The organism is Luteibacter anthropi, assembly GCF_023699965.1.
In the GTDB taxonomy this organism is placed as follows: Bacteria; Pseudomonadota; Gammaproteobacteria; order Xanthomonadales; family Rhodanobacteraceae; genus Luteibacter; species Luteibacter anthropi.
The window spans coordinates 4,890,841-4,904,364 of sequence record NZ_CP077072.1; the positions used below are offsets into that span (position 1 = coordinate 4,890,841).

At 61.0% G+C, this 13,524-nt stretch carries 7 protein-coding genes; 1 reads left to right on the forward strand and 6 read right to left on the reverse strand.

From position 1 onward, the window contains the following. Positions 1–73: 73 nt before the first annotated feature. The 5 genes from KR767_RS20960 to KR767_RS20980 form a co-directional block, all read right to left on the reverse strand. Positions 74–514, reverse strand: a complete 441-nt coding sequence (locus KR767_RS20960; protein WP_250877665.1) for a DUF4265 domain-containing protein — start codon at positions 512–514, stop codon at positions 74–76. After that, positions 515–1,447 (reverse strand): RHS repeat-associated core domain-containing protein, encoded by a 933-nt coding sequence (locus KR767_RS20965; RefSeq protein WP_250877666.1) that lies wholly within the window; start codon positions 1,445–1,447, stop codon positions 515–517. Between the two features lie 58 nt (positions 1,448–1,505). Next, entirely contained in the window at positions 1,506–6,773 is a 5,268-nt protein-coding gene (locus KR767_RS20970; RefSeq protein ID WP_250877667.1) for a hypothetical protein, read from the reverse strand. Positions 6,774–8,198: 1,425 nt separating this feature from the next. Further along, entirely contained in the window at positions 8,199–10,448 is a 2,250-nt protein-coding gene (locus KR767_RS20975; protein WP_250877668.1) for a protease pro-enzyme activation domain-containing protein, read from the reverse strand. Between the two features lie 386 nt (positions 10,449–10,834). After that, a complete protein-coding gene (locus KR767_RS20980; RefSeq protein WP_250877669.1) occupies positions 10,835–11,653 on the reverse strand; it encodes an SDR family NAD(P)-dependent oxidoreductase in 819 nt (272 codons plus the stop codon). A gap of 97 nt (positions 11,654–11,750) precedes the next feature. On the opposite strand from KR767_RS20980, the gene KR767_RS20985 reads away from it, so the two are divergent. Next, complete coding sequence (locus tag KR767_RS20985; protein WP_250877670.1) at positions 11,751–12,629, forward strand: LysR family transcriptional regulator; 879 nt, start codon at positions 11,751–11,753, stop codon at positions 12,627–12,629. A 68-nt stretch (positions 12,630–12,697) separates the two neighbouring features. On the opposite strand, the gene KR767_RS20990 is transcribed toward KR767_RS20985, so the two are convergent. Continuing rightward, a complete protein-coding gene (locus KR767_RS20990; protein WP_250877671.1) occupies positions 12,698–13,483 on the reverse strand; it encodes an alpha/beta fold hydrolase in 786 nt (261 codons plus the stop codon). Positions 13,484–13,524: the final 41 nt, after the last annotated feature.

A 13,524-nucleotide genomic window follows, 5' to 3' on the forward strand; every position in this document is an offset into this window, starting at 1 on the left:
CACGGATCGCAAAGCGACCAAACGAACGACGCTAACGCTTAGCCCGAAAACCGATCACAAACGCATGCCCACCTTAATCTCGAAGAATAGGCTCTTCATAGTCAATAAAGCCGGCTTCAGCCTGCTGTTGTAGATATCCCCTGATATCCTCGACCATGTCGGGCTTCGGAATGGATACAGCGAGTAATTTACTCTGATCCATATACTCCGTTTCGCAACCCTTTTCGGTGAGACCATCATTTACACGCTCCTTCTGTGCCTCATCGAAAAAGACGACGCGAATGAGCGAGTTCGCAGATTGTACGATCAACTCTTTGAACCAAAGAACACCTTGTTTTTCGTAAACACGAACAACATCCCCCAGCGTAGCGGAAGCCGCGAAAAATGGAATGTTGTCGATTTTCACCATATTGGGGTCCTGGGTTCTTTCAGCCCAAACGGACTCGCTGGCGAAGCCGGGGTATCCGTCTTCATCTTGCTCGAGCTCAAAGAAAACCTTTACTTTCTCAGCCACTCAGTTAGCTCCCTTGTCAAGATTGCAGTCACGGCAAAGTACCTGCCCGTTGGATGGAAAGCCGTCACCGCCCTTCGATTTTGGAATGACATGGTCTACATGTGCCTCGTCGCCAGGAGGCGTAACGCCCTTCTGACTCTGTTTGGCCGGCACAGTTTCGCGCCCACAAGCTTCGCACACAACCCGGCCCTCGTGAGCAAGGGCATTCGCTTCTTTAACCTCAGCTTTTCCCGCTCGAGTGAAAGCCATGCCTGCTCGCTTGCCGCCAGCCGAGCCCTCTTTGAGGATTTTTGCGAGTGGCCCGCCTCCTTCAGGGACTGCACCGACAACCGCTGCAAGAATATTGACAGGAGACGGATCACTTATTGCATCAGAGATATTTTGGACATCGCTGACAATCGGCGTAAAGGGTATGGCGGTCTCTACAAAACCGCTTCTGTTTTCTGGCTTGGTCCAATCAAATCGATAAACTGACGGCGGCATGGTCTGCCGACCGTCTGGATCAGTATTTACAATTGGATTGTTGTTTGCATAGGCATACCGGGGAAATTGATTAACGTTGGACGCGACCAGTCTTTCCGGATCAACGCTTAAGAAGCGACCAACAGCCGGATCGTAGTACCTGGCCTGCATATAGATGAGACCCGAATCCGAATCATCCACATGCCCGGTATACCCTGGCCCATCCTGTGGCGTACCCATAACCTGCTCGCCGTATGGACGACGGTCGGCTTGAGTCAGGATGTTGCCTTGGGCATCCGCCGTAGCGAGCACGGTGCCCTGAGGGTCGGTGTAATAGTAAGTGACGGCCTGTGCCGAGGCCATGGTGTGCAGCATGGCGCTTATCACCATGACGACGAACATCACCACCATGCGGAAGGCGACACCTGGCCGCTTAGTCGACGAAAACCGATCGATCAACGCATGCTTCATGAAATCACCTCTTTCCCTGTTTTTTTGGGGCCCATCGCATATGGGTTATCGATCACCATCATTGCTGTGCCGACCAGGCCGAGCAGCCGCGGTCGTTACACGCCCTGACGCTGTACAGATACACCTGCTCATAAGGGGAAATTCCGCTCTCGACGACCGAGCTGAGCCCCGTACCGCTGTAGACGATGGTGCCCCCCGGATAACGGCTGATTTCGTACCGCGTAGCACCAGGGGATGCGGACCAGTAAAGGGTGAAGATGCGGCGCGCCTTCACGTCGCGATCGACCAGTCGAACGTCGGTCGGCGTGGCAGGCGGGAGGGCCACCACGACGGCGACTTGGCCACTCCAGGGGCCGCAACCGCTGCTATTGCAGGCCTGCACCTGATAGACGTAGCTGCCTTCCGGCCGCCCCGATGTCGACCAGTTTCCCGCCGCGGCAAAGAGCACTTGCTGCCAGCCGCCACCATTGGCGGATTCGACAAGGTTGTAGGCCGTCGCGCCACCTACGCCCGTCCAGCTAAGCGTGTAGGCGCCGGTGTTACTGGTACCCGCACCGTAAAGTGTCGGCGTGGCCGTAGGAGGTACGACGACCGGTACGTAGCTACTGGTGGCGTAACCTCCACAGCCATTGGCATTGCATGCCCGGACTCGGTAATACCAGTTGGACGAAACCGTTTCCGTGATCGTCGCCGAGGTCGCGCTGCCGCTGTAAACCTGCGTCCAGTTACCGTCGTAACTGTGCTCCACCTGATAGGACGCTGCGTAAGCCGCCGCTGCCCAACTGATGACGACACTACCCGTGGAACTGGCCGGGATGTTGACCGAGCCCGGCGTGGTCGGCAGGTGCGCCACGTTGACGACCGCACTTTCCACAAGGTCGCTGCACCCGTTGTCATTGCATGCACGGACATAGAAGGCATACGCCCCATTCGTCGGCTGCCTCACAGCAGCCGCCAGCCCAGCCCCGGTATAAAGCGTCGTCCACTGGCCGTTATGGACCTGCAAGACTTCGTAACGAATCGCGGTCGCCGATGCGCTCCACGCGACCTGTATCATCGACATATCCCCGCTAAGGGTCGCCGTCACCGACGCAGGCTTTGGCGGTACTTTGACCGATCGGGGTACAATCATCTGACCCGATCCCGTCAACGGCGCGTTCTCATTGCCTACCGGAGAGATGCCGTAGATGTAAATCGGCTGACCGCCGCTCGACAGTCGAAGGCTGTCCGGCAGCAAGACCTGGAACCGGTACGCATCGCCGTTGGCCTTACACTCCTGATGCAGACTTGGTTCACTGGCAAGGTTGGCAGGGTACGCACCGAAGAAGGTCCCAGCGCCAGCAACACCGCCGATGTAGATATGGACATCGATAGACCTCGGCAGGCCCGTCGAGCATGCCCAACCTGCGACATAGACATCATCGCCGACCGCCGGACCGTAAAACGCACCAACCACCTTCGAAGTCGACGCCTTCGCGTTGGCAATCAGCTTCTTGCCGAGATAGACATACTTAGTGCCGTTGGTCGTCGCCGGATCGTACTCCCACATCAACTGCCCGCCCGCGTTGTATGCGTAGTACGTCGTGCCCTGCGGCGTCACCTTCTTCACGCGTCGACCGGCAGCATCGTAGGTGTATGTCCCTTTGCCCGGGATAGACGTCAGGCGGTTGGCCAGGTCGAAGTTCAGCACCTGGCTGTCCTTGGCCGTCGTGTTGCCGCGCGCGTCGTAGTTGAACGTGCGCAGCACCGACGCGCCGTTACCGATCGAGCGGAGTAAGTTCGAGCCGTCGTAGTTGTACGTCTTCGTACCGAAGCTATTGGTCAGCGTGCGGATGTTGTTGAGTGTGTCGTAGGTATAGCTCTCGGTACCCCACAACTGGCTGGCCGTCGCCGAGACCAGGCGATTCAGGCCGTCGTAGCCCATCGCCTTGCTACGCTGGTTGGCGCCGGAGACATCATTGATCTGACTCACGTTTCCATTGGCGTCATAGGCGAAGTCCTCGCTGACGTTCGGCGCGCCGTTCTTGCCGTAGGTGAAGTTGCGCAGCAACTGGCGGGCGTTCTTGTCCGCCGTATAGATCGCGCCGTTGCCCAGGGTGTACGACTTCACGTCGCCGTCGGGGAAATAGGTGATACCTGAGGCGTAACCACTCACCTGCGTCGGCTGGCGGAGACCGTTGGGCGCAAAGCTGACGATATTGCCGTCTGGATAAACGATCGTGCTCAGCGCCCCCTTCGGATCGTAGCCATAGCCCAGCGCCCAACTCCAGCCATCGATGGACAGCACTTCGGCAGTAAGCAAGCCCATCTTGTTGCGACCGAAGGTCCAACTGGCCATGCCGGCCGTCGCCGTCGCCGGGTTGCCCCGCGCATCGTAGGTGAAACTGCTCGGCTCAGTACCTGCGGGATACACCACCGAGGTCACCCGGTTCATCGCGTCGTAGCCACGCACGGTCTTCAGGGCATCCGTCACCTGGTCCTGGCCGCAACCGGCGCCGTTGAACGACGCGCCGGAGACACTCCAGGCCAGGTTGTCGGCACCGTCGTAAGCCATGATCTCGCTGCCAGACTCCGGCTCCCACGTGCGGCACAACCGATGCTCGCCGTCGTAGGTCATCGTCTTGGTCAGCGACAGCCCCTGGCCGCCCTGGGTGATCGACCGTGGATTACCGTAGATGTCGCGCTGGATCGTCTGGACGACACCTTCGGGCGCCTCCACCGCGATCACGTTATCGAACGACGGCTGGTCGAACAGCTGGTAGCGCGTGGTCGTGGCGTTGCCCTTGGGGTCGGTGACCTGCCGCGCGCCACCGGCCAGGTAATCGGTGGTGGTCAGCAGATCGCCCAACTCGGTGTGCTGGAACTGCTGGATGGGGCGGCCCAACGCGTCATATCGGGTGACCGTGCCCAGCGCCATGCCGGCCAGGTCGGGCATCCCAGCTACACGGTAGGACTGGAAGGTCTTGCGTCCCGCCCAGTCGTAGTCGATACGGGAGGACACATAGTCGGCGCCATTACTCATCGCCGACTCTCCATAGGCCACCGGACGCAACATGGCGTCGTAATCGATACGCTGGCTCCAATTACCCTGCCCCGTCACACGCATCCAATGCGGGCCATCGACACCGCGTGCCGCTCCGATGTATGAGTAATAGAAAACCTTCGGCTCCCATGCCACGCTATCACCCGCCGGATAGTCGATCCGTGCCAGACGCCCGATGGCGTCGTAGCCGTACGAGGTCAGTGCCCCGGTCTGGTCGGCGATCGCCGTGATCTGCCCGAAGTCATCCACCGCCACGGTCTGCGCGGTGCCGTCCGGGTACCGGATGGTCCGCGGGATGCCCCGATAGTAATTCTCCAGGCCCGTCGTATGGCCGTTGCCGTCGGTGAAGCTCGCCAGTTGGCCCTGCGCATTGAAGGTATACCCCATCACCTTGCGGCCGAAACGATAGCGCTCGGACAGAGTCAGGGAACCGGGATCATAGACGTTGCGACTGACTGTCTCCCCGGTCGACAGGTTGTCGGTCTGCAAAGGCAAACCCAGGACCCAGCGTGACGTGTCATCGAGGTACGTCGTGCGCTCGTCGACGGAGGCCGGGGCCAGAGGCTGTCCGTTCGCGTCGCGCGTGACCACGCTGCTTTCGCGTCGAACCCTCCCCGGACGGGCGAATACGTCGAAATCAAGCGCATACCAGTCGAAGTGGTCACCCTCCTGATAGATGTGCCTCTCGGAAAGTGGTGCTTCGCGTTTCGCTCGATCACTATTGCCAAATGCATTGAACGTGTAGCCATACTCGGCCGGCCAAGGGCCACGTGTGGGATCGCCATAAGCGAACGTCTCACTGCGCACCGGCCCCACAGACGTGCTGCTGCCGTAGTAATCTGTTCGCAGCGCCTTGCCTTCCGTCGCGTCCATGCGGTTGCTGAACACATACCGCGTCACGTTTCCCGATGGATCGGTGACATCCGAATACGTCGTGTAATCGCAGCCGGAGGATGCACACTGGTTCTTCCAGCTCGCCGTAGCTACTGGATAAACGTACGACCACACCTGCCGCCCCAGTCCTGCGCCGGTAATCGTTTTCCGGCGAAGAGCGAGGTTGTTGTAATACCTCGGCACCATTTCATAGGCAGGCGAAGACGCATTGCCGCCAGGGGGCAAATTGCACACCTCGCGAACGTCAGACCGGCCATGACGCGTCGGCCGCGTCTCGAATACGCCCGTCAAGCCCGAAGGCGATGTAATGGTGCCGGTCTTCAGGAGGGACTCATCCGGCATGAGCGGATCAAGACAGTGCCCCGTGGCAGGCGTCGATTTGACATTGAACGTGAGGTCCTGGAGCGAGTAGCCCCAGGAACTGGCATCCGGGAGCTGTACCGTCGACAGGGATACTCCGGTAGCACTCGGGGAGTAGCCATATCGCCAGCTGCGCTGCATGTTCGCGCCCACGGCATTGATCTGCGCGATGTGCTTACCATCGTCGGTATAGGAAAACGTGACCTTTCGCCCGTCGCTCGCATCGATACTCATGATGCGCCCGGCGTCGTACGTGTACGTCAACCAATTGCCGAAACGATCCTCGACGCGGGTCGCGAACATCAGGCCAAGGCGACGGAAGGCACCATAGTTGCGCGCCGCCCGATACGTGAGATAGTTCAACCAATACTTGCTTCCATCCGGCCCCACGGCGAGAAAAGCTTCCCCCGGCTCGCCATTGACGGTATTCGGAAGGCAGGCGAGATTCCAGTTTCCCTTGGAAACGCCGACGAAATTCAAGCCCGCCATCTGGGGAGGCGCAGGCGACGAAGGCGAGCGCATCAACATGTCCTCGGCGCCTTTGCCGGGAACGCGAAGGCTATAACCTTCATTCCACCATGTGGACGGTTGAATCGGATTGTCATCCGGCGGCCGGCCATGCCTTAGCGGAGGTGGCGGGAGAAAATTGGAGCAGCGATCAGTTCGGGTATCGGTATCAACGACCCAACCGATCTGAGTCGGCCCCTGGATCAGGGTCGACTGGTTCGAGGTCAAGGTCGAGAATCTGGGCAAATCCAGATCCCAGTCACCGAAAGAGGCATTGTCCCTACGCACCTCGCTGTCGCCGTCGGCCTGGAAAGTACGACTTATCTCGATCGCGGGACCGTTACCTGGGAGCGAGAAATCCGTTACATGGAATGACAGCGTACCGTCGTAGACATTGACGTTTTCGCCGAACGGGTTGTCTCCGATCGGCTGTATGTCTTCCTTGACTTCAACGAGTTTCTTGTACTCGTTCTCGGGGTTTGTCGTCGCCGTCTGGGCGGACGCTTCCCACGCGACCAACACGGCAAGAAGCCCTATGAAAGCGCTTGCTCGACGCCTAGATGCCCGAACAATCCATCGTCCACACGACACCGCCTGCTCGCTGCCACAAGGCGCGAGCCCGTACATGTCTCCCCCCATGCTGCCTCTCCCTTATCAACGTTCCTGTTGTCGGATCTGGGAGGCGATCCGATGCCATCGTGCCCCCCCGAACACCTGTGCGTCTATCTCTAACGATCCATCTTCGTACTGTCTAAGGCCGAAAGTCTGTAGGAATATCTGAAAATTGCTTCAGGGCAGACGAATCGAGTTTGCGCGCGAAGAAAATGCCTCACCTCGCGGGCGGTTCCTACAGACAATTCTTCGTTGTTTTTCTACGTTGTCAATGCCGACCGCGTCGTTGCTTTAGAGGTGTCGCAGTCGGCCTTCGCACTAAGGCGGTGAGGCGTGGAACCGGGAGGACTGCAATCCGTCTCGGCCCCACTAACCACAGAGTCATCCCTCTCAACCAAGGAATCCGTATGGTGACTACCACTAATATACGGTACTCGTTCGCCCACCGCTTCCCCGCGGCAGCCCCCACTCCGGTGCCCGGGCCGATTCGGCCTTTCCCGAACGCGGTTGACGAATCGCGGCTTGAGTCACGTCCGTAAGAATGTTCCCGCCGTAAGCACCCGGCGCGTTGCCGAGTGCCTAATCACGGGCCGCTGAGCCGCACCTTTTCCGATATCAAGCCGCCCGGCGTCCGGTCACGGACTCGCCGGAGCCCCTTGTCGTCCCGGAGCGATGCCCATTTTTTGGGGGGCGTGCCTTGTTCGCAGGGTGCGCCGTACCGGGTGGGGAGCAGTGCCTACATCAGGAGTCATCTATGAAGGACACATAGGAACGGTGGATGGTGGAGGATGCCGATGCCTCGACCGATGCGTTGTTGCATGAAGCGAGTGAATGGTTGGCGTATGCGCAGGGGACGGCGAGTTTGTTGGCCGAGTGCGTACGTGAGGATGAGATGGATCGGCGAGAGCCATCCCTGACGCCAGGCGGCGTGGCCGCGTTGGTGGCCGTGGCGCGACTTGCGTAACCAAGGGTGGGTGGGCGAAGAAGGCCGCGCTGCGGTGGCGGTCAGGATGACCGCCATTCCTCGCCGAGGCACGGAGGCCGAGTCGAGGAACCTCGCCCCCCGCCCGGGCCTGAAGGGGCGAAGCCATAAGATACGGGCCGCGTAGCGTCCCTCCTTTCCCGAGGGACGGTGAAGCCGGAGCGCCACGGCCCCAGCCCGACGGCTCCACACCGCCACGCCCGAGCGCCGATGCGAGGCCGCAGGCGAGTCATACCTACGAAGCAGCGGTACGGCGTAAGCCGTCAAAACACGAATCGCGCAGCGATTAACCGGTGCCAAAAAAGAAAGGGCACCCGACCCGAAGGCCGGATGCCCTTTCAGCACAGCTGATCTTAGTTCCAGGTCGCCTTCAGCGATACACCCGAGAAAGCGGCGTAGCCGTTGAGAAGGATGTAGTAAGTGCCGCCCTGCGCGGTGGAGAAGCTGCACGATTCCGCGTTGCCGGTCAGGTACGGACGGCAGTCATAGCTGGACAGCGTCGGGGTCGCACCGAACTTCACGTACAGGTCGGCATCGCCGGTACCGCCAGAGATGGCGATCTTCAGGTTGGTGGCGCCTGCCGGCACCGCAACGGTGTAGGCAACCTGGCCGTTCTTCGCCGCAGCGAGGCCAGTGGCTGCTACGCCATTCTGCAGCACGTTGCCGGTGGTGCCGCCACCGCCACCGGTGTTGCCGCCGGTCACCCAGTTGGCCTGGGCGTAGGTGTTGAGCTTGCCGATGTCGAAGCTGCCGAAGCCGGTGGCTTCGTCGAAGCCCGTGGTCGCGTTGTAGCCGTGGCCCTGGTAGCCGTTGTTGCCCGAGGTCACGTCATGCAGCAGCGAGGTCTGCGTCGGGAAGGCCTGGTAGAACTTCGAGGCCGGGAAGCCAATGCCGTTGTTCGCCGCCGATTCGATACGAGCGAAGGCACCGACGAACAGCGGCGACGCCAGCGAGGTACCACCGACCTGCTCGGTCTGGCCGTTGACGATGATCAGCGCACCGGACGACGAGGCCGCGTCGAAGGAGATATCCGGACCCACGCGCTTGGTGGAGCTGGATACCGACGACTGCCACGACGGCGCGGTCTCGTACAGGCTGGTGCCGCCACCGGTCGCCCAGAGGCGCTGGTTGTTGTCACCCTGGCTGGGCGCCACGGCCGACAGGCCTTCGTTCCACACCGTTTCGCCCGACCACGTGGTGCCACTGGTGGACAGCTGCGTACCACCGACCTGGATCACGTAAGGCGAACTGGCCGGCTCGCTGACCGAGTAGTGGGTGAGGTCGATCTTCACCGTGCCAGCCGAGTTGGCGACGTAGCCCGGCGCACCGGACAGCGGATCCTGCGACCACTGGTAGACACCCGCATCGCCGGCAGCGATCGAGAAGGTCTGGCCCTGGGCCACGGCCTGCTGGAAGATCGCGTCATCGGCGGACTGCGTACCGCTCTGCTGCGCGGCGGTTTCATCTTCGCCGAGCGACACGTTGATGAGCTTCGCGATGTTGTCGGTCACCGCCTGGTTGTAGGTCGCGGTAATACCGGCATCGGTAATGCCCGACGAGTTCGAATCGCCGTTGGGCGAGGTGTAGAAAATCAGCTGCTTCACGCCACCGGAAATACCGATGATGTCCTGGCTGTCCAGCGACCACTCGCCGTTGGAATCCGTATCGTTGGCGAAGGTGCCGCTGCCGACCTTCTTGATCGTCGAATTGACGGTTGCAAGGCCTGCGCTCGACGTGAAGCTGTTGAGGTCGGTGACGGTCTGCGTGATCGAGCCCCAGGTAATGATGCCCACGGCCGTATTGGTCGCGGCCGGAAGGCTGGAACCACCGTAGATCGTGGCGAAATCCTGGGGATGATGGGCAGCAACGGCCGCAGCAGCGCGCGTGCTCGATGCCGGTCCGGGCACCGTCACGTTCTCGGGCTTGTAGACATGATGCAGCGTGTGTTTCACCGACACGTTCTGCAGGCCGAGCACGGCGTTGACCGAGTCACCCAGCGAGGCCGGCACGAGGGCCGGCGTATCGTTGGCGAAGAACTCGCGGCCGTTGGCGCTGAAACGCTTCAGCGAGGTATGGAAGCCGTTGGCCGCAGCACCGGGGTTACCGTCGGCGGAAACGAGCAGGTTGTTGGGGGTAACCTGGATGTTGGTGAAGCCTGCCTGCTGCAGGTGAGCCACCACGGCGTCGACCTGGGCCTGCGTCGGACCGAACTGTGCCTTGAACTGATCCGGCGTCAGGAACTTCCCGAACAGCGCATTGCCCGGGGTGTTCACGGCAGAGAGGAAAGCCTGAAGGGCATCCTGGTTGCGCAGCTTCAGGTTCACCACGACGTGCAACGGATGATCCGCCTCCAGCGCCGTCACAGCCGCGCCGTCGATATGCGGCGCACCCGTCACGTTGAGCGTGTAACCCGATGCCACCGGCGTGGCGGCAGTGCTGGCGGCCTGCACCTGCGTGCTCACCGTCGGCGAAATGGCTGCGTGCGTGTTCGTGGAGACCCACGCGTCATCGGCATGTGCTGAAAGTGAAGACATCGCCAGCGCGACGGCAAGCGTCAGTGCTGTCTTGCGGGTAACCCCCAAAGCGAAAGCATCGATCTTCATGTGTGGTCCTTCGTTAGCCCGTGGTTGCTTCCGCATGACGGAAGCGCTGGCACCGATGACGCTCAGGCTGTGCGGAATCCTCCCTGGCCCCGCTGGTGATAAGCGACCCTGCGTCCCCTCGCAGGAAATCGCGACACACCTGCCTCTACGTCTTCCCTCCCCAGTGCCCGGACGAGCAAAGAGCGCCGAATCTTTCATGAATCTTTCGGCAAATGACGACCTTCATATGGATGCCATGCGAACGTGATGAAACCCGCAAAACGAAGGCATCCGGATTATCGCGTCTGGACGTCTATAGGAATGTTTCGGACCATCCGTCGGCGCTGACACGTTCGCATGTAAATACGCTCTTGCCGTGAGTTGTTTCGATATCCCGCCAGGGCATATCAAATCGCTGCCGATACGGCTTCGTTCAACCACGGACGAAGGCCTCCAACAGTAAAACCGCCATCCACGAGCAGGCTCTGGCCGGTGACGAAACGAACCTCGTCCGAGAGCAACCACAGCACGGCGTCGGCTACGTCTTCCGGCTGTCCCACCCGGCGCAAAGCTGCGTGCTGGACGAATGGCTTCATTGCAGCGGCATTCCCCAGCGCATCGCGCGACATCGGCGTGACGATGACGCCGGGGCTGACGTTGTTGATACGGATACCGTGCTCGCCCACCTCCAATGCCACGCTGCGCGCGATGGCATCGATCCCTGCCTTGCTGGCTGCATAGGCGGCGACACCGGGCATGGCGCCATGGGCTGTCCAAGACGATGTATTGACAATGGCACCCGTCGTTCCAGCGGACAGCATCGCGGCGATCTCGTGTTTAAGGCAGGCGTAGACACCGCGCAGGTTGGTGGCGAGGATCGCATCGACATCGGCCAGCTCTGACGCGTGCACCGGTGCGAAGGCTCCCAGCATGCCTGCGTTGTTCCACGCCATGTGCAGTGCACCAAACGCTTCGACGGTGCGAGCCACCATGGCTTCGACCTGCTCGGCATCCGTGACGTCCGCACGGATCGCCAGCGCCGTACCGCCCGCCAACTGTATCTCCTGGACAACCGCATCCAGTTCGGCCGGACGACGCCCGGCGACGACGACGTTGGCACCTTCCAGGCCGAGGCGAAGTGCGGCAGCCCGGCCCATGCCGGTACCGCCGCCGGTAATGAGAACGGTGCGGCCGGCAAAGCGGGCGGGGAAATGCGTGGTGGACATGGGACAGGCCTTCATTGAAAAGATGGCCTAGTTTGATTAAACGCCCTGAGGCAATAATCAGCCAATCATTTCATTCATAACAAACCAAAGGTGCGCAATGGATCTCCTGACCGCCATGCAGGTCTTCGTCCATACCGTCGACAAGGGCAGTCTCCAGGCGGCCGCTGAGGCGAGCGGCATCTCGCCCACCATGGCCGGCAAACACCTGCGCTCCCTCGAAGCGCGTGCCGGCACCCGGCTGCTCAACCGCACCACACGCCGGCAGAGCCTTACCGGCTTCGGACACGACTACTACCTGCGCTGCCAGGAGATCCTGCGCATGGTCGGCGAGTCGGATATGCAGGCGCAGAACCAGCAAGCGGCACCTACCGGTACGTTGCGGGTGACGGCGCCCGTATCGTTCGGCAGCGAGGCGCTGGTGCCTGCGCTTGCCACCTATCTTTCCGCCTATCCACTGGTGCGCATCGATCTCTCGCTGTCCGACCGCACGGCCGACCTCGTGGACGAAGGCTTCGATGCCGCGTTACGCATCGGCGCCCTGCCCGACTCCGGACTGGTCGCGCGCGCCCTGGCTCCCTACCGGATGATGATCTGCGCATCGCCTGATTACCTCTCGCGGCACGGCATGCCTGCAAAGCCCGAAGACCTGAGCCACCACGAGTGCCTGTCCTTCAGCTGGTCGGCCGCTTCGCCATGGCGCATCACCGACGACGAAGGAGAACACCGCGTCGCCATCGATGGCCGCCTGCGCATCAATCACGGCGGGGCCTTGCGTCAGGCGGCCCTGCATGGCCTTGGCATCGTGATGCAGCCCGCCGTGCTGCTTCAGCATGATGTGCGGGCCGGTCGCCTGGTACAGCTATTCGCCGATGACACGTTGCCCAGCCGCCCGATGCATGTCGTACATCTTCCGAACCACCGATCCCCGAAACTGCGGAGCTTCATCGATTTCGTGGTGACGACGTTCGGCGCATAGCGAAGCGTCATCACTTGTGGTCATACGATGGTGCCATCGTCACCGATGAAGTCAGGCTATTGGGCGACCTATACCGTTCGCAGGAACGACTCGATCAGCGACACCAGTACAAGGGGCGCTTCATTCATGGGGTAATGCCCCACGTCCGGCATGGACGACAGCGAACTGCCCGGGTAGCGCTTGAGATAGGTTTTCGCCATGAGATCCGCGTTGAAGACGGGATCGCGCGCTCCAATGATCACGTTCAAGGGATGCACGCCTTCGATCTGGCTGGAAAAATCCGTATCGGCCCATGCGTTGAAGTAGCCTGAAAAAGCCGCTGGTGATGACGTAGCCAGCGAGTATTCCGTCTTCCAGTCCAGCCATGTCGCCGGTAGACATCCTCCTGTACTACGGTCAATGATGCTGCGCCGGTGAGCTGCACTGTGGGCGGCGGCCTCAAGGTACGTCCGTGTGGCGACGTCATAGCGCACCCCGCCACAGGGCACGGGAGCAATGGGTAGCAATGACCGGACACGACCGGGCGCGCGTATCGCGATCTTCTCGATCACCATGCCTCCCATCGAGTGCCCGATCAGGCTGAAGCGGGCCAGTGAAAGCGCGTCGGCAAGTGCAACAGCATCACCGGCGATTTCGTCGATGGTGTATTGCCCGGCCTCGTCCTTGCGCTTGCCATACCCTCGATAGTCCATGAACACGTAGCTGAATTCATCCGTTGCCAGCCATGGCTCCATGGCGTCAAAGGAACGGGCATCCCCGAACCAGCCATTCAATGCGAGCACGGGGTGCGGTCCGTGGCCGACACGATGAAAAGCAGGAGCCATGATCGATCCGATGCGAAAGGTGTGGCTCATGGTGGCCGAAGCCTCCCATGCCTGCCATCGACAACAGGCCT